Genomic DNA, 21,295 nt, shown 5'->3' on the forward strand with positions numbered 1-21,295 from the left:
TGGTCGAGCTCGAGACACTGTGGCTCGGCGCGAACGGCAAGTCACGGCTGTGGCGCTCGCTGAGGGCTGTCGCGGCCGCTGCCGAGCGGAGCGCCCCTCGGATGTCCCGACCGACGGCGAAGTCCCGGGTTCGCCGCGCTGGTGCTACAGCTGCCATGCGGCATCGCCATCGGCCGGGACGGTCGCGGGCGTTGGCGACTCGGGACGCTGGGTTTCCCCGGCGCACTGGGCTTCCCAAGCGGATGGCGCGACACTTGCCGAGCTCGAAGGTGAACGCCTCGGCAATACGCGTACGCTCAACCGGGCTCAGGCTTCGGTAGAACATTCGGTAGAACATTGCAGCCTGGGAGAAATCGCCGTGGTACGGTTGTGAGTAGACCGGCTATTTACGAACGTCGACGCTCGAGCGATGTCGTCGCCGGTCGTGGTCGGCCGGCGGTCTTCATCGCCGGGGTTAGGTGGCCGTCATGGCGGCAGGCCAGATGATTTCTTTCCTCGATCGTGCCGATTTCGCGCGTTTTGACGACGACGGCGGCGCACCGACCCGGCTTCGCGTGGCCTCGGCGGACGCCCGCCCCGAAGCTTCCACTGGTGACCGTGGGCTACGGCTCTCCCTCGCTCCCGCCGGCGGCCGCGGATCCTTCGACGGAGTCTGGTGGCCACACAGCCGGCGGCTGGACCGTGAGGCTCCAGCGCTCGTCGCGGCGCTGTCCGCCGCCGGTAACACGATCAGCCGACTGTCGGTCAACGGTGACATCTGGACCGGTATCCCCCGCCTGCTCCCCCGGTCGACCCGCCCACCGGTGCGGATCAGCTGGTTCCGCACCCTCGATCCGCACACGGTCACCCTGGACGGCGGCAACCGCCCCAGGTTCTTTCTCCTCGTGATCCCGCCCGACACGGCCGCGGACGTGGCAGCCGATGTCCTCCGGATGGCCGCGGCCGGCGGGCTGTCCGGGCCGTCCGGCCAGATCCTGCGCCACGCGGGCGCCGTGCCGCTCGGCGCCCGGTCCGGAGCGCCGTGAAGATCGCGATACTCGCGCCGTCGCGTGGCGCACTCCGCCCCGGCACTACGGCCCCTGGAAGCAGGTCGCCAGCACCATCGCGGAGGGCCTGCTCGGGCACAGGGTGGATGTGACGCTGTTCGCGACGCTGGATTCGGTTGATCCCGCCGCCCCGCGGGCTGGTCACCCGGTGGGAACCATTCGCGCGAGGAGCCGGTCGACGGGCACGCTGGCCATCCCGATCCGGGTGTCGCCGATCCCGTACGGCAGCCACAGCAGACCGTCGTGGATCAGGCTGCCGCAGGAGTAGACGACGTTGGGGACATAGCCCGCGCTCTCCTGCCCGGTCGGGGCGAGCAGTGGTTCGGGCAGCGCCGCGACCACCCTTCCCGGGTCCTCGAGATCAAGCAGGATCGCGCCGATGGTGTACGTCCGCATCGGCCCGACGCCGTGGGTGAGCGTGAGCCAGCCCGCGGACGTCTCGACCGGGGAGCCGCAGTTGCCCACCTGGAGCAGTTCGAAGGCGACCCGTGGTCCGTGGAGCGGACGCGCCGGCCCCCACACCTGGCCGTCGTCCGATGCGGTCAGACCGGTGGACTCGCCGTCGGAGCGACAGAGCGCGAGGCGGCGACCGTCGACCAGCCGGGGGAACAGCGCCATGCCCTTGTTGCGGGCGGCCGGGCCGGCGAGCGGTGCGGTGGTGAAGACCCGCAGGTCGGGGCTGGTGAGTAGCCGCGGGGAGATGTCCGTGCCGTCGAAGGCGGTGTAGGTGGCCCGGTAGTCCGCGGTTCCGTCCGGCGCGGTGAACCGGACGAATCGCGCGTCCTCCATGCCGTTGCTCTCGCTGGTGACGGTGGGCCACAGCACCCGTTGTGGCAGGGCGCTGTCGGGTGGGAACTCGACCCGCCGCAATGATCCGGCGATCGAGCGGATCCCGGCGAGGATCCCGGGTGCCTGGGGGCGGCGGAGCAGGTCGGGGGGAACCGCGGCGAAGGCACGGGAGAGATCGGGGTCGGGTTCACCGCCGGGCCGCCGTGGGTCCAGGCCCTGGAGGACGGCCCGGGTGACCTCGTCGTCGAGCCCGTGCTCGGTGAGCACGGCGCGCAGCCGGGCGGCCTCCCACTCGACGGGTACGGCGACGCCGGTGGTGAGTGGGCCGGTCCGCGGCTCCAGGCGCACCGCCGGGCCCGGACCGATCACTGCGACGGCGAAGCCGATCGAGGACAGATGGCCCTCCCCGACGGCGCGCAGGCTCAACGCCAGTCGCAGCGTGCCGGACGGCAGCCCGGACTGGTCGGGGTGCGGCACCGCCGAGGGGTTGGTGACGGCCGCGCCCTCCACCGCGTACTCGGCGGTGAAGCACGCGCCGAGCAGCAGGGTGCGCGCCGCGGAGAGCTCCGCGGGCACCAGCACCCGTGGAGCCACCACCGCTGCGTGCCGCGCGAGGATGCCCCGGTAATCCCGGTGGCGCGGCTCGAACCGTTCGAGGAGGTCGGCGACCAGGCTGTCGACCTCCCGCTCGGGCAGGGCGAGCGCGCGGGCCACGATGCCGGCGGCCCGGGAGTGCGGCTGGCTGCCCTCCTCACCGGGCAGGAAAAGCTTCGCGATGACCCGGTCGCTGTTCGGGGAGAGCCCCAGCGGGTGCCGCGTGACCAGGTCGTTCCGGGCCGACCCGACAGCTGTGGCCCGGGTGCTGCCGGTCAAGGCGTCGATGCCAGGAGACGGCGGGCGTGCTGGGTCGTGGAGAGCAGGGCGAGCGTCGATTCGGCACCCTGGTTGAGGTTGCGGCCGCCGGGCTCGAGGCCGTCGTAACAGCCACCGGTGTCGGGGTTGAGTAACGCCATCGAGCTGTCGTTGTCCCCGAGGAACCACCCGTGGGCGCGGCCGAGGCCGGTCAGCCATCTTTTCCGTCCGGTCGCCGCGTGGGCGCGGGCGCAGGCGTCCGCGATCGCCGCGGCCTCGATGGGCTGCTGGTCGAAACCGGGCCCGGGATCTCCCCCCTGCCGCCGACCGCCGACCGGGGTCGGGGACAGGTTCCCGCCACGGGTCTCCACCTGGAGCAGCCACGCCAACAGCCGCAGACCGTCCGCGAGCACCACCTTGTCGGGCAGGCACATGCCGGCGAGGATCAGTGCCTCCGGGACGGCCCCGTTGGCGTAGCGCAGGGTGGGCTCCGGCCACGGCCAGCTCGGGTTGGCGCCGACCGGTCCGATCACCTCGACGGCGGCGGTGAGCAACGCGCGCGCCGGCTCGTCGTCCGGATGGGCGAGCAGCACCTCTCCGGCACCGAGCGCGGCGAACGTCATGGCCCGTGGCCAGGGCGAGCGGCGCCCCGCGCTGGCGAGGAAGCCGGCCCGCGCCGAGGCGCGCAACCGCCGGGTCGGCGCGGAGGCGGCCGCGGTGCCCAGCCCCCAGAGCGCCCGGCCCCAGCAGTCACCGAGGTCTGGATCGTCCCGCCACCGCCCGTCGCTGTCCCGCCGGTTGTGGACGGCGCCGTCCACCGCCTGCGCGGCCAGCACGAAGGCGAGGTAGCGCTCCAACAGCCGCACCAGGTCCACCCCGGGCGATGGCTCGCGGGTGAGGACGACCAGCCCGCGCGCGACGTCGTCCACGCAGTAGCCGTGCTCCCGGCGTGGCACCGAACCGAGGGCGTGCTCGAACAGTCCGATGCCGTCGGTGAGCCGGAACAGGTGATCGAACGAGATCGCGGAGCTCACCGGGCCACCGGCACGGGCGCGGTCGACGGCCGGCTCCCGGTGCGGGCGACCAGTCCGGCGGCCAGCCGCCGGTAGCGGTCGGCGACCGCCGGCCACAGCAGGTCGGGGGCCTGCGCGGCCGCGGCGCTGGCCAGGCCGGCGCTCACCGTCTCGTCTGTCGTTATGCGGCGCACCGCGGCGGCGATGGCCGCCGGGTCCCGGTGCGGCACGAGCAGTCCGCTGCCGTCGCCGAGGAGCTCGACCGCGTGCGGGAACCGGGTGGCGACGATCGGCCGCAGCGCGGCGACCGCCTCGATGAGGACACCGGAGGTCACCTGGTCGACCGAGTCGTACGGCAACAGGACGACGTCGGCCTGGCGCACGAGCCCCGCGAGGGACACCGGATCCAGGTAGCGATCATCGAAGCTGACCGAGCCGGTCAGGCCGAGGTCGCGGATCCGGGCGGCCAGCCCCTCCCGGTACGCCTCGCCCTCCCTGGCGAGGACCTTCGGATGGGTCTGGCCCGCGATGACGTAGTGCGGGGCGGGATCGAGGTCGGCGAGGTCCGCCATCGCGGCGATGCCCCACTCGATGCCCTTCCCGGGCCCGATCAGGCCCCAGGTGAGGATGATCGGCCCGCCGCTGTGCTCCGTGGGCGCCCGGCGGTTGTCCGCCGCGCCGTGCGGGATGACCACCACCCGTCGTGGATGGACCTGGAAACCCTCGACGAGCCGGACCCGCGCGGTCTCGGTCATCACGACCACCGCGTCCGCCGACGCGACCACGGACTCCAGGACGTGCCGCTGGTACGGCGTCGGTTTCACCAGCACGGTGTGCAGGACGACGATCACCGGAACGTCGAGGGCGCCGAGCACCGCGAGCACCTCGTCGCCGTCCGGACCTCCGTACACGCCGTACTCGTGCTGCACCACGGCGACGTCGAAGCCGTTCAACAGCCGCGCCGCCGCACGGGGACCGCCCGGTGTGTCGGCGACGAGATCTCCGACCAGGATCGACTGGTCGGGCCGCCCGGATCGACCGGGTGATCGGGTCAGCGGTGCGGCCGGCTCGGCCGTGGCACCGGCTCGGTCGGTGGCGTCCAGGAGGCGCACCACCCCACTGGACGCACCGGGCGCTGGACTGTTCAGCTCGTTGAACAGGGCGGCAGTGAAGGTCGCGAGACCGCACTGGGTGGGCGGATAGGTACTGAGGAAGCCATAACGCAGGGGCACGAACTGATTCCTCCCAGGCTTGAGCCGTGTGGAGGAGTGCCGGCCGCCAGCGGGGCCCAAAACGAACATGATGATCGGGTCATGACCCGGGCACCCGTCGCGCCGGAGGTTGACACTCAACCTTGTCGAGTGTTAACCCATTTATAGTCTTCGAAAATATCGAAAGCAACCGGGGGACCGGCCGGCACCACTCACTGTCGGGTCTGGACAGTTTCGGCGGCCCGTCGTCCGCCGCCCTGGCCGGGGCCTTTCACCCGGTCGGCGTGCCACGGCGCGTGAACGGCCGCCGTGGTCGCCGCCGGGCCCGCAGCCTCGAGCGGACCGTTTTCATCGCCACGGACGAGATATCCGGGAAGTGGATTGCGAGGATGGCAATATCGTCCTGGGGCGGTCCGTCGGCAAAATCAAGCACCGCCGCCTCGATCGTCGCGGTGAGGCGGCCGGCGGCCGGATCGGTGGCCGCGAGCAGCGCCCGCAGCCGATCATCGCCGTACTGGTCGTTCCCACGGCGGGCCTCGGTGACGCCGTCCGTGTAGAGCAGGATGGTGTCACCGGGACCGAATCTCGGCCGGCTGGTGGTGAGCTCCGGGTCCTCGAAGACGCCGAGCACCAGGCCGTGGGAGCCGATGGGGGTCACCGTGCCGTCGCGCCCGCGGAGCAGAACCGGAGTGTGCCCGGCTGAACAGAGGGCCAGGGTCCGATTTCGCCGGGACCGGTCCACGGCCATGTATGCGACGGTGAGGAACCGCTCACTGTCGGGATGTTGGGTGAGCAGCGCCCGGTTGAGCTGGTTCAGAATGGCGGCCGGATCACGGGTGCGACTCGCCGCCGCCCGGATGGTGTAGTGCGCCAGCGCGGTCACCTTGGCCGCCTCGACGCCCTTGCCGGCGACATCGCCCAGAACCACGCCGAAACTGGTACGGCCGGTCTGGAAAACGTCGAAGAAATCGCCCAGGACCTCCGCGCCTTCGCCCGCCGGGCGGTAGCGGGCCGAGACCTCCAGGCCGGGGATCTCCGGAACCTCCGGGGGGAGGAGACTCTGCTGGAGAGTCCGGGCCAGCGCGGTCGCTGCCGCCGCCACGTGACGCAGCGCGATCTCGCTCGAAACGGCCTGGGCGAGGGTCTCCAGCAGTTCGAGGTCGCGGGCCGTCCAGAGCCGGGGGCGGACATCTGCCGCCCCGAAGGCACCGAGCGTGCGGCCGCTCGGATCGCTGAGAGGGAAGCTGGCCCATGCCCTGATACCGGCCGACCGGACGAACGAATCACCCCGGACGCGATCGTCGCGGCCGGCGTCGGGCACGACCAGCGGCCGACCCGTGCCGATCGCCAGGCGGCAGAGGCTGTCTGCCGCTGTGATCTGCCAACCGGTGAGGTCGCCCGCTGCCGTGCCCGCACGGGACTTCCAGTAGGAACGCCCGTCGTCCATCGCCATGACGAAGGCGAACGGGGCGCCGAGCATGACTGCCGCCAGGCGGGTCAGCCGGTCGAAGGGCTCCTCCGGCTCGGCGTGGAGCAACACCGAAGCGGCGTGATCGGGGTCCGCGTCACGTGCCGGCCCGGTTCTCTCCGGTGCCGGTGAGTTGTCCACCCCGCAAGCCTAACCGCGTGATTCTGCTCCACGGCAAAAAGTCGGTGGCTTCGTGGCCTACGCCAGCTGCCGTAAACCGTCCGTCGGCCGCATCAGGCACCGCACCGTGCCGCCTCCGTGCGGTCGCCGACGACCGTCGGCCGGGAGGACTGGGCGGACCGGCGCCGCCGGGTGATCTCCTCGACGTTGCGGTGTGGACGTCCTTGCCGCGCGGCTGCCTGGCCATCGTCGAAACTCTGCCGGATCACGTCGAGGGTCAGGTTCCGATCAGTGTCGTTCAGGCCCGTGGTCAGAGCCTCGAAAATCGTCACATCGTTGCTTCCAGCTCATGGCGCGCTATCCAGTCGCATGGGGCCTGCCCGATTTTCCGGACGGCAACCCATTTCCGCGGCTCACGGCTGGTGGCGAAGTGTGCTCACGGGGCTGGCGAACCGGGCCCGGAGCCGGTGCCAGGGTGCGAGCCGATCCCGGAGCCGTGGGAGGCGAGGAGAGCACGGTGGTCACTCCGGGGCGCGCGGTGATCTCGCCGGGAAATCTTCGAGGTAGTTAAGATGCCAGTTGTTTTGATGCTCTTTGTTTCGATCTCCTGGCGCGAGGTTTCAGGGTTGAGATCTGGTCGGCGCGGGCCTTCGATCGGGTGGGCCCATGAGGTGGTCCTCTCGGAGGGGAAGGAAAGTAGCCGGCCCCGGGGTCGGGCGGATTCCTTGCTAGAGTCGGTTCATGGTGCTGGCTGGGCTCTTTCCTGAGGCCGCTGCGGGCTGTTCCTGCAGTCCTGTCGTGGCCAGTGCCGGCGGGCGCCGCAGAAGGGAGTTCCAGTGAGCGGAAAGGTCAACTGGCTCGTCTGCAAGGTGGGCTGCATCGAATGCGGCATGATTGAGGACCCTGCGCTGATGATTATCGGAGTGTATGTTGACGAACAGCAGGCCGTTTCCGTCGCGCGCGACGCCGCCCACACGATCGCGCAACGCTGGGGAATGACCAACCCCGAGGAGCCGTACCGGGTGAACGCGGCTCACATGCTGGGCTCGGGCATGGGCGCCGGCTGGATGTGGACGCCCGCGGACCACGAGCAGGTCTACGCGGTGCGGGTCCCGTCCTGACCGGCCGGCGGCTCCTCAGCCGGTCTGCGGGCTGAGCCCGACCGCCTCGATGCCGGCGACGGCGGCCAGCTCGTCGTTGTCCGACGTGTCGCCGGAGACACCGACGGCGCCCACCAGCTCGCCGTCGGCGGAACGCACGAGCACGCCGCCCGGCACCGGCACCAGGGCGCCGCCGATGGCGGACGTCGCGGCCGCGATGAAGTACGGCTGCTGCTCGGCGCGTGCCATGAGCGCCCGGCTGCCGAGGCCGAAGGCCACCGCACCGTGCGCCTTGCCGAAGGCGATCTCGAACCGCTTCGTCGACGCGCCATCCTCCCGCTCGACGGCGACGACATGGCCGCCGGCGTCCAGCACGACCACCGTGAGCGGCTTGAGACCGTGCTCGCGCCCCGCGGCCCGGGCCGCGGTGACGATCTGTCGGGCCACATCCAGCGGCAGCGCCGTCATGAGCGGACCATCTCCTTGTTCTTCTGGGCGCGCCGGTGCTCGTGCAACAGCGGTTCGGTGTAGCCGTTCGGCTGGTCGGCGCCCTCGAGCAGCAGCGCCCGCGCGGCGGCGAAGGCCAGCTCCTCGAAGGCCGGGGCCATCGGCCGGTACCCCGGCTCGCCGGCGTTCTGCGCGTCGACGAGCGCGGCCATCCGGCGCAGCGACTCCTCGACCTGCTCGCGGGAGACGATGCCGTGCCGCAGCCAGTTGGCCACGTGCTGGGAGGAGATGCGGCAGGTGGCGCGGTCCTCCATCAGGGGTGTGCCGGTCAGGTCGGGCACCTTGGAGCAGCCGATGCCGAGCTCGACCCAGCGCACCACGTAGCCGAGCACGCCCTGGACGTTGTTGTCGACCTCGGCGGCGACCTCCTCCGGCGACCAGGCGGCCGCCGGTTCCGCGAGCGGGACGGTGAGCAGCTCCAGCCGGTCGGCCGGGCGGCGGCCGGCCAGCTCGCGCTGCCGGTCCGCCACGGAGACCTCGTGGTAGTGCAGTGCGTGCAGCGCCGCGGCGGTGGGCGAGGGCACCCAGGCGCAGGACGCGCCGGCCAGCGGGTGCCCGATCTTCTGCGTCATCATGTCGGCCAGATTGTCCGGCGCGGCCCACATGCCCTTGCCGATCTGCGCCCGCCCGGGGAAACCGAGGGCGAGGCCGGCGTCGACGTTGTTGTCCTCGTAGACGCGGATCCACGTCGCCTCGCGCATGGCGGCCTTGCGGACCATCGGCCCGGCGAGCATCGAGGTGTGGATCTCGTCGCCGGTCCGGTCCAGGAACCCGGTGTTGATGAAGACGACGCGGTCCCGGGCCTCGTACACGCAGCGCCTGAGGTTGACCGAGGTGCGGCGTTCCTCGTCCATGATGCCGAGCTTGATCGTCGCCGGCGGGAGCTGGAGGAGGCGCTCGACGCGGGACATCAGCTCGACGGTGAAGGCGACCTCGTCCGGGCCGTGCAGCTTGGGCTTGACCACGTACGCCGAGCCGGTGCGGGAGTTGCCGCCGGCGGTGTCGCCACGCAGGTCGTGCACGCTGCCCAGGCCGGTGACCAGCGCGTCGAGGATGCCCTCGGGCACCGGCCGGCCGTCGCGGTCGAGTACCGCGTCGGTGGTCATCAGCAGCCCGACCTGGCGGATGAGCAGCATCGACCGGCCGGGCAGGGTGACGGTGCCGCCGTCGGCGGTCGTGTACTCGCGGTCGGCGGCGAGGACCCGGGTGAAGGTGCGGCCGCCCTTGTCCACCTCGGCGGTGAGCCGGCGCTGCATGAGCTGCAGCCAGTTGCGGTAGCCGAGCACCTTGTCCGCGGCGTCGACGGCCGCGACCGAGTCCTCCAGGTCCATGATCGTGGTGACGGCGGCCTCGACGACGACGTCGCTGACGCCCGCGCGGTCGCCCGCCCCGACCGGGTGGTTCCGGTCGACCTGGATCTCGACGTGCAGCCCGTGATGGGTCAGCAGGACGGCCGTCGGCTCGTCGCCCTCGCCGCGGAAGCCGACGAACAGCGCGGGGTCGGCCAGTCGGACGGCGGCCCCGTCGACGGTGACGACGAGCCCGTCGGTGTCGACCGCGTACCGGGTCGCGTCCGCGTGCGAGCCGCTGGCCAGCGGGAAGCTCCGGTCGAGGATCTCCCGGACCCGGGCGATGACCGCGGCGCCGCGGGCCGGGTTGTAGCCGCCGGCGCGCTCCTTGCCGTCCGTCGCGTCGATGACGTCGCTGCCGTACAGGGCGTCGTAGAGCGAGCCCCACCGGGCGTTGGCGGCGTTGACCGCGTACCGCGCGTTGAGCAGCGGCACCACCAGCTGTGGGCCGGCCTGGGTCGCGATCTCGTCGTCCACGCCGTCGGTGGTGATGGTGAACGGCGCGGGCTCGTCGAGCAGATAGCCGATGGAGGTCAGGAACTCGGCGTAGTCGCTCTGCGCCGGCCGGCCCGGGGTGTGCCGGTGGTAGTCGTCCACAGCCTGCTGGAGCTCGTCGCGCCGCGCGAGCAGCTCCCGGTTGCGCGGGGTCAGCTCGTTGATGATCTCCGCGGCGCCGGCCCAGAACGTGGCCTGGTCGACACCCGACCCGGGCAGCGCCTCCTCGGCGACGAACTGGTGCAGCTCGCTGGCGACGCGCAGTCCGACGACGTCGATGTAGTCAGGCACTAGCCCATCCCGAATTTCGTATGGTGAAATAGCCTTTTCGCTTATCGGACGCTACCGAGGGATGTTGGACGGTGTCAACACAGGCCGCGTCACCGCAGGGTGCGGCAACACAGGCCGCGGCAACACAGGCCGGCCCGCCGGAGGCCGCCTCGTCACAGGGGCCGGCCGTGCCCGGGGTGCAGTCGGTGCACCGCGCGCTGGACCTGCTCGAGATCCTCGCGGCGGCCGGCGGCCGGCTTCCCATGGCCGAGGTCGCGGCGCGCGCGCAGCTGCCGACGCCGACCGTGCACCGGCTGCTGCGCACCATGGTCGAGCGCGGGTACCTGCGGCAGCTGCCCGACCGCAGCTACGCGCTCGGCTTCCGGCTCGTTCCGCTGGGCGCCCGCGCGAACGCGATGGTCGGCGCCAACGCGTCCGGCGTGCTGCACGACCTCGTCGCCGAGCTGGGCGAGACGGCCAACCTGGCCGTGCTCTCCGGCGACCAGGCCGAGTACGTCGCCCAGGCGCCGTCGCGGTACGCGATGCGCATGTTCACCGAGGTCGGGCGGCGGGTCGACCTGCACTCGACCGGCGTGGGCAAGGTACTGCTCGCACAGCTGGACGACGACGAGGCACTCGGGATCATCCGCAGCCGCGGGCTGCCGCGGTACACGGCGCACACGGTGGGCACCGAGACGGCGCTGCGCGCGGAGCTGCGCCGCATCCGCGAGCGGGGTTACGCGCTCGACGAGCAGGAGCAGGAGATCGGCGTGCGCTGCGTGGCCATCGCCCTCGACCCGGCGAGCGCGCCGGGTGTCGCGGTCTCGGTGTCCGGGCCGACGGCGCGGATGACCGACGAGCTGGTCGAGCGCGCGGTCGGGCTGCTGCGGGCGGCGGCGTCCCGGCTGGCCGGAGACCTGCGGGACTGACCCCGGACCGTTGACGGCAGGGCTACGGCACTGTTCATATCGCGGAACAATTTTTCCATAAACTGGAAGATGCTGTGGTATCCACCGGACCCGTCCTCGTTCGAGATCTGCTCGATCGGCGGCCCGCGGCTCAAGGACGTCGCCGGCCTCTCGCTGACCAAGCTGTTCGTCTCAAGGACGCCCTCGACCCGCTCGGCATCCTCACCCCGGGTGCGATGCTCTGAGCTCCGCACCGTCGGGTTGCCTCTACTGGCAGTCCGTGATGCCCAGCGCGGCCACGAGGGCCGCGGTCAGGGGGGCGCGCAGCTCGTCGACCGACACCGCGGACAGCCGGGTCAGCGTCCCGGCGTCCCGGGCGACGCCGACCCCGAACAGCACGGCGACAGCCAGCTCGGCGGCCAGCTGCGGGTCGGGGCTGTCGGCCGCGCCGCGCAGCGGCTCGAGCACGGTGTCGAGCCGCTCGCGGGTCGCCTGGCGCGCGGCGTCGTCGACCTCCCGGCGGAAGACGTTCTGGGCGGCGGCGCTCACGCCGGTCGACGTCCACTTGTCGAACGCCCGGTCCACCAACCCGTGCACTGTCGCCAGCGGGCTCGCCGCCGACTCGTCCGGAGGACCGGCGACCGCCCCGGCCGCCCCGTCGGCCCCGGCCCCGTCGTCCCCGGATGTGGCCGGCACCGGTGCGTGCGGGGCGGCCGGTGGGCCGCCCACACTCGGAGCGGACTGTTCGATGAGCGGGTCGGCGGCGAGAACGGCCTGGTAGAGGCCCTCCTTGCCGCCGAAGTAGCGAGCGATGAGCGCCGGGTCGACGCCGGCGCGGTCGCCGACCGACCGGATCGCCGTCCCCGCGTAGCCGCGCTCGGCGAACAGGTCGGCCGCCGCGGCCAGCAGCGCCTGGCGGCTGCGCGCGGCGTCGCGCCGCCGAGTTGTGTTCATGACCGGACATCCTCCGCCATGACGAGTCCCGCGGCGGTGGAGCCCGCCGATTCCTCCTCCATCGTCTCCAGTTCCGTCCGGCGCGCCGCCCCCATCGGGCGGGTCGCCGCGGACGGGGTGCCGGGCAGGGCCAGTGCCGCGAGCGCGGCCAGCGCGCAGACCCCGCCGGCCACGACGAACGCCGTCGTGTACCCGCTGTTGGTCGGCTCGACCGAACCGGCCGGTGTGTGGGCGGCGAGCAGCGCCGCGCCGAGCGCGCTTCCCACCGAGCCGCCAGCCGTGCGCAGCACCTGGTTGAAGCTGGTCGCGCTGCCCGTCTCGTGCGGCGGGACGGCTTCCATGATCAGGGCGGGCATCGCGGCGAAGGCCAGTCCGATGCCGACCCCGAACAGGAACGTGGCCGCGCCCAGCTCGACGAGGTGGTCGTGGCTGACGGCCAGGCCGAACAGGGCGAGGGCGACCGCCATCAGGCCGCACAACAGCAGGCCCCGCCCACCGCCGGTGCGCGGGCCCAGCCAGCGCGACCACCGGCTGGCCAGCACCGTCCCGGCCGACAGGGGCAGGATCACCAGGCCGAGCACGGCCGGTGACGCGCCGAAGCCGTAGCCGGTCGAGGTCGGGGCCTGCGCCAGCCGGTTGATCAACGTCATCGCGTTGAACATGCCGAAGCCGGCCAGCGCCGCGCACACGTCGGCGATGAGCACCGGCCGCGCCGCCAGGTACTTCAGCTCTATCAGCGGGTTGTCCGTCCGCAGCTCGACCAGGGCCCAGGCCACCCCGCAGCCGATGCCACCCACGAGCAGCGCGATGACCGCCGGTGACAGCCAGCCCCACGACTCGCCCTCGCTCAGCGCGAGCAGCACCGGGCTCAGCGCCGCGGCGAACAGCACCGCGCCCCGCAGGTCGACCCGCCCACGGGCGGTCCGCGCGCTCACCCGGCCCGGGACGACCACGAGCACGGCCGCCATCGCGGCAGCCGCCAGCGCGGCGGCGACCCAGAACCCGGCGTGGTAGTCGAACGTGTCCGCGAGCAGCCCGCTCAGCGGGTAGCCGAGGCCGGCGCCGGTCGCGACCGTGATGGACAGGGCGGCGACCCCCGGAGCCAGTTTGTGCGGGGGCAGCAGGTCACGCGCCACCGCCAGCGCCAGCGGCATCAGGCCCATCCCGACGCCCATCAGGCCCCGCCCGACCAGCAGCTGCGCGAAGCCGTTCGCGGTGGCGGAGAGAACGGAGCCGACCGCGACGGCGCCCAGGCCGGCGAGCAGCACGGTCCGCCGGTGCGGCCCGTCGCCGAGACGCCCGATCAGCGGAGTGGACGCGGCGCCGGTCAGCAGTGTGAGGGTGAGCAGCCACTGGGCGCTGTCCAGCGAGACGTGTTGGGCGGCCGCGATCGTCGGGATCAGCGGTGTGCCCAGCGTCCCGATGACGGCGATCACGAGCCCGCAGTAGACGAGCACGCCCAGCAACATGCCCGGGCGGGGGTGCGGCCCCCCTCCGCCGGACGGCCGAGCCACCGCGGTGGGGCCCGGCGGCTTCGGCTCCGCGACTTCGTCCGCCGCCTCGCCCGTGGCCTCGTCAGCGGACGTCCTCGGCTGGATGATGTCTCGCTCCGCGCGCACGTCGTGCCCCCAGTCTGGTCATCGCTTGATGTCATCATAGGAAGACATCGAACGAAGACAAGGCCTGACGCAACCTGTACCCGCAGCTCACGCTCGGTGTGAACATTGTTGGGGACGTGGGTGGCACTGGGCGCGATGTTGTGGATCCCGCTCAACGACGGAAGCGGACGAGATCGCCGCCTGCCGCCTGCCGGCGGCGTGGCCGGCAGGCGGCGTCCTGTGCGTGGGTGTGGGTGTGGGTGTGGCGATCGTTTTCGCTTACCCGCAGACCCTGACGGACCGCGGGGGAACCCAGTGCCGCTGTCCGTTCTCCCAGACCCAGTGACCATCCACATGACGCCAGTAACACCCGTACGCGGCGCCGGTGACATGGGCAGGCGGAGCGGCCTGTGCGGGAACCGCGAACAGAACCGAGCCCACCGCGGCGGCGGCGATCAGCAGCGGGCATTTCGAAATCTTCCGGTGCGCCATGTCTGCTCCCCCCGGTGCATTGCATACGAGCCGTCGAGGAAGTTCCGGCCTGACTGCACGCGAGGCATACCCGTCGCCTCCGCGAGACAACCGCGTTTCGTGCGGACCCACCAGATGATCGGGAATCATTCGTGTACGCATGGATCGATCAATGGAAATCCATGCAGTAGACAATTGGCCTGGTTATTCATAGCCTGCGCATAGATTCCGCACGGGTTGCGCACAGGTACCCCCGAAATGCTCGCGGGCGTGCAGAATCAGACACCGGCCGAAGGTGCCCGGCGATGACATCCGTGGGCCGGCTGGCTGTGCGTCGTCGGCCACTGTTCGCGCTGGCCGTCGTGATCGTGGTGGTGGCCGTCGCCGCGGGGATCACCATCCATGTGGTCGGCCGCGGTGGATCCTCGGACGCGGCGGCGACTGTCACCTCCCGGACCGTGACCGCGGAGACCGGGACGATCAAGCAGTCCATCTCCACCACCGGCACGATCGCACCGGCCACTCAGGCTGACCTGACCTTCCCGGCTTCGGGCAAGGTCACCGGCGTCCTGGTGAGCGAGGGCGACACGGTGACCACCGGGCAGCAACTCGCGACCATCGACTCGGCGTCGCTGGCGGCGAGTCTCGCCCAGGCCAGGCTGACGTTGGCCAACGGTCAGGAGAAGCTGGCCTCCGACCAGACGGCGGGGGCGTCCAGCGAGCAGCTCGCCGCCGATCGGGCGTCAGTCACGACCGCCACCGACGGGGTCACCGCGGCGCAGACGGCGCTGGCCGGGGCGACCATGACGTCACCGGTCAACGGAGTCGTGGTGAGCGTCTCGCTCGTGGTGGGTCAGCAGGTGTCGGGATCGTCCAGCGGGAGCGGCTCCGGATCCTCCGGCGGCGGGTCCGACACCTCGGCCGGTGGGATGAGTTCCTCCGGCGGGACGTCCGCCGGCTCGGGAGCGACGTCCACCGCGTCCACCTCGTCGTCGAGTGGGCAGATCACGGTTATCAGCACCGATTCGTGGATCGTCAACGCCAGCGTCGACTCCAACAGCGTCGGCCTGATCGTGAAGGGCAACCAGGCGACGATCGTGCCGGGCTCGGGCACCGGCGGTTCTGGCGGCACGATCTACGGGACGGTGTCCTCGGTCGGCCTGATCGCATCCAGTTCCGGGCAGACGGCGAGTTTCCCGGTAATGATCAAGGTGACCGGCAGTCCCGGCGGGCTGCACGCCGGCGACACCGCGACCGTGACACTGATCTACAAGCAGCTGAGCGACGTCCTGGTCCTCCCGACGGCGGCCATCAGCCAGGAGAACGGGAAGTCCGTCGTCCGTGTCGTGTCGGGCACGACGACGACCCGGGAGGTGACGACCGGAGTCTCCGGCGGCGGTTCCACCCAGATCGTCTCCGGCCTGTCGGAAGGCGACCAGGTGCTCGTCGAGGTACCGGGCGCGGCGGCCGGTCCGGGTGGATCGGGCGGGGGCACGGGCACCAGAACCGGCGGCCAGGGTTACGGTGGCGCCGGTCCCGGTGGGGGCGGGTTCCAGGGCGGCGGCCCGTTCTCCGGCGTCGGTGGTAACTGACATGGCCAGGAGACCGCCGGAGCGGGAACCCGCCGGCACACCAGCCCAGCCACCCGCGACAGCGCAGCCCCCGGAACCCCCGACCACTCCGGTCACGCGGCCCCGACCGAACGCCGGTGCCGGTTCGGGTTCGGGTGCTCCGGTCATCGAGCTGGACCAGGTGGCCAAGTCCTACCGTGCCGGAACGCTGGACGTCGCCGCGCTGCGCGGCGTCTCGGCCCGCATCGCCGAGGGCGAGTACGTCGCCATCGTCGGGCCGTCCGGCTCGGGGAAGTCGACGTTGATGCACATCATCGGCTGCCTCGACGTGCTCACCGCGGGGACCTACCGGCTCTCCGGCGAGGACGTGGGCGCGATGACCGAGGTCGAGCTGGCCGAGATCCGCAACCGTCGGATCGGGTTCGTGTTCCAGCAGTTCAACCTGCTGCCGTCGCTGTCCGCGTGGCGCAATGTCGAACTGCCGCTCGTCTACCGCGGCCAGCGGCGGGAGCTCCGCAGGCACCGGGCCGTCGCCGCGCTCGACCGGGTCGGTCTCGCGGACCGGATCGAGCACCGCCCGGGTGAGCTCTCCGGCGGACAGCAGCAGCGGGTCGCGGTCGCCCGCGCGCTGGTCGGCGACCCGTCCCTCATCCTCGCCGACGAGCCCACCGGAAACCTGGACTCGACGGCGACCAGGGATGTGCTCAACCTCTTCGACGAGCTGCACGAGCAGGGCCGGACGATCGTCCTGATCACTCACGAGCAGGAGGTGGCCGACCGGGCCCGCCGGGTCGTGCGGATCCGGGACGGGCTGATCGAGTCCGACACCGCGGCCGGCTCACCGGCTCTCCCGGCCCCCTCGGCGGCCGAGGCGGCGACCCGCTGATGGGGTGGCTCGAGACATTCCGTACCGGAGTGGACGCGATCCGTACCCACCGGCTGCGTTCCGGCCTGACGGTGCTCGGCATCCTGATCGGGATCGCCGCCGTGGTACTCACGGTGGGCCTCGGCGTGGGCGCCCAGGACAAGGTCGGATCGCAGATCAGCTCGCTGGGAAGCAACCTGCTTATCGTCTCGCCGGGCAGTTCGACCAGCTCCACCGGTGTGCGCGGTGGGTTCGGCTCCGCGTCGACGCTCACGGTCGCCGATGCGGCCGCGTTGGCCTCGAAGACCTCCGCGCCCGACATCGAGGGGGTCGCCCCGGTCAAACAGAGCTCGATGTCGGTGCTGAACGGTTCGGTGAACTGGACGACGACCGTGGTCGGCACGACCCCGTCCTGGCTGTCCGTCCGTAACCGCTCCATCAGCGCGGGCCGCTTCATCACCACGACGGACGACGCACAGTCCGCGGCGGTCACCGTCCTCGCCGCGGATACGGCCACCGAGCTGTTCGGCCGGCGCAGCCCGGTAGGTCAGAGCGTGACGATCAACAACATCCCGTTCACGGTCGTCGGAGTGCTCGTCTCGGCCGGCTCGGACAGTTCGAACAACCTCGACGACCAGGCGATCGTGCCGATGTCCACCGGGGCGAGCCGCCTGTTCGGCGGGACGACGCGCACCTCGGTCTCCTCGATCTACATCAGGGGGCATTCGGAGTCCACCCTGTCCGCGGCCTACCAGGAGGCGACGAGTCTGCTCCTGAACCAGCACGGCATCACGGACTCGTCCAGCGCGGACTTCACGATCACCACCCAGGAGTCCCTGCTGAGCACGGCGACGTCCGTGAGCCGGACGCTCACCGCCCTGCTGGCCGGGATCGCGGCGCTGTCCCTGCTGGTGGGTGGGATCGGCGTCATGAACATCATGCTTGTCTCGGTGACCGAGCGCACCCGCGAGATCGGGCTGCGCAAGGCGCTGGGCGCGCCGCCCGCGGCGATCCGGCGGCAGTTCCTCATCGAGGCGTCGCTGCTCAGCCTCGCCGGAGGAGCGATCGGCGCGCTGCTGGGCATCAGCGGCGCACTGGTGCTGCCCCAGTTCATCGACAACCCGGTGGCGATCGTCTGGTGGGCTGTGCTCGGCTCGTTGGCCGTCGCGGTCGCGATCGGCGTCGCCTTCGGCGTGTACCCCGCCAGCCGGGCCGCCCGGCTGGCTCCCATCGACGCGCTCCGCAGCGACTAGCCCCCCATGACGAGGACGAACATCATGACTGGCCAGGTTCCGCTTTCCATGTCACCGATCGGCGTCCACCCGGCGCGACGCTCCGTGGCCGTGGCTGTCGCTTCCGCTGCCGTGCTGGTCACCGTGCTGGCCGGCTGCGGCGGTTCCTCCGGGACGTCCACGGCGGACGCCACCCAGGCCGGCGCCACACCCGGGCAGGGCGGCGGCCAGCCAGGAGCGGAGGCTCCCGCGTCCGGGCTCATCGCGGAGGTCGACTCCGGCACCATTCAGGTGCAGAGCCAGCAGCCCGGGCAGATCGCGGTGAAGTACGGCGAGAGCACCACCTTCACCGAGACAACGTCCGCGGCGCTCAGCGACGTGAAGGAAGGCGTGTGCGTCACCGCGGCGAACATGCCGGCGGGCGGCGCCCGGCCGTCGGGCGCGCCGGCGGGCGGGCAGGCGTCGGGTGCGCCGGCCGGCGGGTCCGGCGCGCAGCCCTCGGCGCGGCCCACCGCCATGCCCACGTCCTTCACCGCGACGACGGTGATGATCATCCAGCCGACCGACGGTTCCTGCGCCGGGCCGAACGCCGCGGCGCGGCCCACCGGTCAGCCCCAGCCGAGTGGCCAGCCGCAGACCCGCCCCAGCGGCGGTCCGGACGGGCAGGGCGGCCAGAACGGGCAGGGTGCACCTGGCGGGCAGGGCGGCTTCGGCGGCGGCGGGTTCGGCGGTCGGGTAACCGGCAAGGTGACCTCGGTGTCCGGCTCCACGATCACCATCTCGGGCACCGATTTCGGCACCGACAAGGCCGTCACCTACACGGTGCTGGTCGACGGCGACACCAAGTACACGCGGTCGGTCGCGGCGACGTCGACCGAGCTGGCTGTCGGGAAGTGCGCGGTCGCGAACGGCGACACCGACGACACCGGCACCGTCACGGCCACCCGGATCGCGCTGAGCGAAGCCACGAACGGTGCCTGCGCCACCGGCTTCGGTGGGGGCTTCGGCGGTCGGGGCTCTGACGCGGGCGGCAGTGGGTCCGGCGGAACGGGCACCACGAATGGCTGACAAGGTGTTGCGCCGGCCCCGTAAGGCTGCCGTCGGCGGGGTCGCGGCGCTGGTGCTCGTCGGGGCGGGCGTCGGCACGGGTCTCGCGGTCACCGCTGACGACGGGCCGTCCTACCGGCTCGCCGCCGCGACCACCTCGTCGGTCACCCAGACGCTGACCTCGGTCGGGACGCTGAGCACGGTCAACACGGCGACGCTCTCCTTCCCGGTCGGCGGAACGGTGACCGGGGTGCCGGTGCAGATCGGTGATCAGGTCAGCGCCGGGCAGGTCCTGGCGAACCTGGACCCGACCGCGCTACAGAGCGCGCTCAACACCGCGAACCAGAACCTGGCGAACGCGCGGCTCACACTGACCGACGACGCGTCCGGCCAGACGTCCACGGGAGGCGGGCAGGGCGCCACCGCGGCTGTGACGTCCGCATCGTCGAGCGCGGCGGGGCCATCGGGCTCCACGATCAGCCTGCTCGCGAACGCCTCGTCAGGGTCCTCGGGCACGGGCGCCGGGACCTTCGGCGTCCAACTGGCCAGCGCCTCCGCCGACGGATCCACGAAGCCGAGCGCGCTCGGCACCGCTGTCACCACGGCCCAGCAGGACGTCGTCGCCGCCCAGTCGGCGCTCGACGGCGTCCTGACCGACCTCGGCGCCGATCTCGGCTCGCTGACCGCCCGGGGCGGTGGCTGCGCGGTGACCGGCGGCTCGCCGCCCGAACCGATCTCCTACACGGCCACGCCAACCCCCGCCGACTCCTCGGCCAGCGCCGGGACGATCGGCGGCACGGTCGGTGACAAGGACACGGTGACCCTGACCAGAAACGGCACGGTGATCGCGACCCGGACTGGTCCCTACACGTTCAGCGGTCTCGCCACCGGCGCCGTGTACACGGTCACGATCCAGCAGGCCGGCCTGGTCAGCACCATCGACGTCACGCGGTGCCAGAGCGCGATCAGCGGTCTCATCGCCCGGTTCGGCGACGCTTCCAGCGCGTCGGGGGAGTCGAACCTGGCGACCCTGGCGTCCCGGCTGACCTCGGCGAAGGTCAACCTCGACACGGCGGTCGCCGCCCTGCACAGCGCCGGCGGCGCACCGGCCGGGCCTGAGGTCACTCCGTCGACCGGCCCGCAGCCCGGTGGGACGACCAGCCCGGTCACCGGTGGGACGGTCGCGCCGAGCCAGGGCGGCTCAGGCCTGGGAAGCCACCCCTCGACCGCGCCGTCCCCGAAGCCGACCGTGACCGCCACTCCCCGGCCGAGTCCCAGTTCATCGGACGGCGGCTCGTCGCGCGGTGAGTCGTCAGGCGACGGCTCATCCGGCTCCGGCTCCGGCTCCGGCTCCGGCTCGTCGAGTGGATCCGATGCCCGGCCCACCCCGGCTCCGTCCGAGTCCGATCGTGCCGGCTCGGCGGGTTCCGGTTCCGGTTCCGGTTCCGGCGCGGGCGGCGGCGGCTTGGCCGGTTCCGGTTCCGGTTCCGGCGGCGGCTCGGGTGCCGGCACGGCGGGTGGTTCGGGCGGTGGGGCGATGACAACACGCGCGGCCCAGCCCGCCACCGCCGAACAGCTCGCCGCGGACCAGGCCGCCATCGACGCGGCCGTCGCGCAGGTCGCCGTGTCCCAGCAGAACCTGAACGGGGCCGCGCTCACCAGCCCCATCAGCGGGACGGTGGCCGCCATCTCGCTCGCCCCCGGTGCCACCGTGGGCGCGTTCTCGACCAGTGGCACCATCACGGTGCTCGGGGACGGCGACAAGCAGATCACCACCACGGTCCCCCTGTCCGCCGTGGACACCGTCAGGGTGTCGAACCCGGCGACCGTCACCGTGGACGGGGTCAAGGAGCCGCTGACCGGCACCGTCTCGTCGATCGGCGCTCTGAACAGCACCACCGGCTCGACCACGACCTATCCCGTCAGGATCGTTCTGAAGCCGACGAGCACCCGGCTCTTCGACGGCACCGGCGCCACCGTGTCGATCACGGTGAAGGAGGTCAAGGACGTCCTGACCGTGCCGACGTCCGCCGTGCACCGGGTCGGACAGCTGGCCACGGTCACCGCGCTGAAGGACGGGAAGACGACGGCGGTCCGGGTGGAGACCGGCGCGGTGGGCCCCGAGCGCACCGAGGTGATCTCGGGACTCCAGCCCGGTGACCAGGTCGTCCTCGCGGACATCAACGCCGACCTGCCCTCAGGCGGCTCGGCCCGGTCCTCCACCAGCGGCGGGCTGTTCGGCAACGGCAACGGCGGCGGTGGGCTCCTCGGCGGCGGGGGCACGAGCGGTGGCCCCGGGGGCGGCTTCGTCGGCGGTTTCGCTGGTGGCGCTGGTGGCGGTGCCGGCGGGGGTGGCGGGGGGGGGGGGGGGGGGGGGGCCGCCGCCCCCACAAACACACACCGCACCCCCCCCCGGCGCGGAGCAGAGG

General features: G+C 72.1%; 17 protein-coding genes and 2 pseudogenes. 9 read left to right on the forward strand and 10 right to left on the reverse strand.

Annotated elements, in window-relative coordinates; all coding sequences use genetic code 11:
- Nucleotides 1–259 precede the first annotated feature (259 nt).
- A pseudogene (locus MXD62_RS40020) lies at nt 260–343 on the reverse strand (hypothetical protein); the annotation flags it as partial.
- A 124-nt stretch (nt 344–467) separates the two neighbouring features.
- Between MXD62_RS40020 and MXD62_RS01770 the strand changes: the two are divergent.
- Nucleotides 468–1,025 (forward strand): DUF5994 family protein, encoded by a 558-nt coding sequence (locus tag MXD62_RS01770; protein WP_248827680.1) that lies wholly within the window; start codon nt 468–470, stop codon nt 1,023–1,025.
- A 162-nt stretch (nt 1,026–1,187) separates the two neighbouring features.
- On the opposite strand, the gene MXD62_RS01775 is transcribed toward MXD62_RS01770, so the two are convergent.
- The 5 genes from MXD62_RS01775 to MXD62_RS01795 form a co-directional block, all read right to left on the reverse strand.
- Entirely contained in the window at nt 1,188–2,708 is a 1,521-nt protein-coding gene (locus MXD62_RS01775; RefSeq protein ID WP_248827681.1) for a glycoside hydrolase family 130 protein, read from the reverse strand.
- Nucleotides 2,705–3,721 (reverse strand): glycosyltransferase, encoded by a 1,017-nt coding sequence (locus tag MXD62_RS01780; protein ID WP_248827682.1) that lies wholly within the window; start codon nt 3,719–3,721, stop codon nt 2,705–2,707. Before MXD62_RS01780 ends, MXD62_RS01775 begins: the two co-directional genes overlap by 4 nt.
- A complete protein-coding gene (locus tag MXD62_RS01785; RefSeq protein WP_248827683.1) occupies nt 3,718–4,932 on the reverse strand; it encodes a glycosyltransferase in 1,215 nt (404 codons plus the stop codon). Before MXD62_RS01785 ends, MXD62_RS01780 begins: the two co-directional genes overlap by 4 nt.
- Before the next feature lie 250 nt (nt 4,933–5,182).
- Nucleotides 5,183–6,520, reverse strand: coding sequence for a PP2C family protein-serine/threonine phosphatase (locus tag MXD62_RS01790; RefSeq protein ID WP_248827684.1), 1,338 nt, complete (start codon nt 6,518–6,520; stop codon nt 5,183–5,185).
- Between the two features lie 92 nt (nt 6,521–6,612).
- The gene (locus tag MXD62_RS01795) at nt 6,613–6,831 is read right to left on the reverse strand and encodes a hypothetical protein (protein WP_071059652.1); all 219 of its coding nucleotides are present in this window, start codon (nt 6,829–6,831) and stop codon (nt 6,613–6,615) included.
- 504 nt (nt 6,832–7,335) lie between these two features.
- Between MXD62_RS01795 and MXD62_RS01800 the strand changes: the two genes are divergently transcribed.
- Complete coding sequence (locus tag MXD62_RS01800; RefSeq protein ID WP_248827685.1) at nt 7,336–7,620, forward strand: hypothetical protein; 285 nt, start codon at nt 7,336–7,338, stop codon at nt 7,618–7,620.
- Between the two features lie 15 nt (nt 7,621–7,635).
- Here MXD62_RS01800 and MXD62_RS01805 read toward each other — a convergent pair whose 3' ends face one another.
- Together MXD62_RS01805 and MXD62_RS01810 are read right to left on the reverse strand one after the other, a co-directional pair.
- On the reverse strand, nt 7,636–8,067 hold the full coding sequence (locus MXD62_RS01805) for a heme-binding protein (protein WP_248827686.1): 432 nt from the start codon (nt 8,065–8,067) through the stop codon (nt 7,636–7,638).
- On the reverse strand, nt 8,064–10,241 hold the full coding sequence (locus MXD62_RS01810; protein ID WP_248827687.1) for a malate synthase G: 2,178 nt from the start codon (nt 10,239–10,241) through the stop codon (nt 8,064–8,066). The genes MXD62_RS01805 and MXD62_RS01810 overlap by 4 nt, the downstream gene beginning before the upstream one ends.
- Before the next feature lie 71 nt (nt 10,242–10,312).
- On the opposite strand from MXD62_RS01810, the gene MXD62_RS39590 reads away from it, so the two are divergent.
- On the forward strand, nt 10,313–11,149 hold the full coding sequence (locus tag MXD62_RS39590; protein WP_248827688.1) for an IclR family transcriptional regulator: 837 nt from the start codon (nt 10,313–10,315) through the stop codon (nt 11,147–11,149).
- A 72-nt stretch (nt 11,150–11,221) separates the two neighbouring features.
- Nucleotides 11,222–11,320 (forward strand): annotated as a pseudogene (locus tag MXD62_RS40025) (hypothetical protein); the annotation flags it as partial.
- 75 nt (nt 11,321–11,395) lie between these two features.
- Here MXD62_RS40025 and MXD62_RS01820 read toward each other — a convergent pair.
- The gene (locus tag MXD62_RS01820) at nt 11,396–12,082 is read right to left on the reverse strand and encodes a TetR/AcrR family transcriptional regulator (protein WP_248827689.1); all 687 of its coding nucleotides are present in this window, start codon (nt 12,080–12,082) and stop codon (nt 11,396–11,398) included.
- Nucleotides 12,079–13,701, reverse strand: coding sequence for an MFS transporter (locus MXD62_RS01825; protein ID WP_248827690.1), 1,623 nt, complete (start codon nt 13,699–13,701; stop codon nt 12,079–12,081). The genes MXD62_RS01820 and MXD62_RS01825 overlap by 4 nt, the downstream gene beginning before the upstream one ends.
- 755 nt (nt 13,702–14,456) lie before the next feature.
- Between MXD62_RS01825 and MXD62_RS01830 the strand changes: the two genes are divergently transcribed.
- From MXD62_RS01830 to MXD62_RS01850, 5 genes are all read left to right on the forward strand, one after another.
- Nucleotides 14,457–15,743: an efflux RND transporter periplasmic adaptor subunit gene (locus tag MXD62_RS01830; protein WP_248827691.1), complete on the forward strand. Its 1,287-nt coding sequence runs from the start codon at nt 14,457–14,459 to the stop codon at nt 15,741–15,743.
- A 1-nt stretch (nt 15,744) separates the two neighbouring features.
- Nucleotides 15,745–16,608, forward strand: a complete 864-nt coding sequence (locus tag MXD62_RS01835) for an ABC transporter ATP-binding protein (RefSeq protein WP_248827692.1) — start codon at nt 15,745–15,747, stop codon at nt 16,606–16,608.
- Entirely contained in the window at nt 16,608–17,840 is a 1,233-nt protein-coding gene (locus tag MXD62_RS01840) for an ABC transporter permease (protein WP_248827693.1), read from the forward strand. Before MXD62_RS01835 ends, MXD62_RS01840 begins: the two co-directional genes overlap by 1 nt.
- A 90-nt stretch (nt 17,841–17,930) precedes the next feature.
- On the forward strand, nt 17,931–18,887 hold the full coding sequence (locus MXD62_RS01845; RefSeq protein ID WP_248827694.1) for a DUF5666 domain-containing protein: 957 nt from the start codon (nt 17,931–17,933) through the stop codon (nt 18,885–18,887).
- The coding region (locus MXD62_RS01850) for an HlyD family efflux transporter periplasmic adaptor subunit (RefSeq protein WP_285223924.1) at nt 18,880–21,295 on the forward strand (2,416 nt) is incomplete at its 3' end. The genes MXD62_RS01845 and MXD62_RS01850, both read left to right, overlap by 8 nt.

Source organism: Frankia sp. Mgl5 (genome assembly GCF_023242985.1).
In the GTDB taxonomy this organism is placed as follows: Bacteria; Actinomycetota; Actinomycetes; order Frankiales; family Frankiaceae; genus Parafrankia; species Parafrankia soli.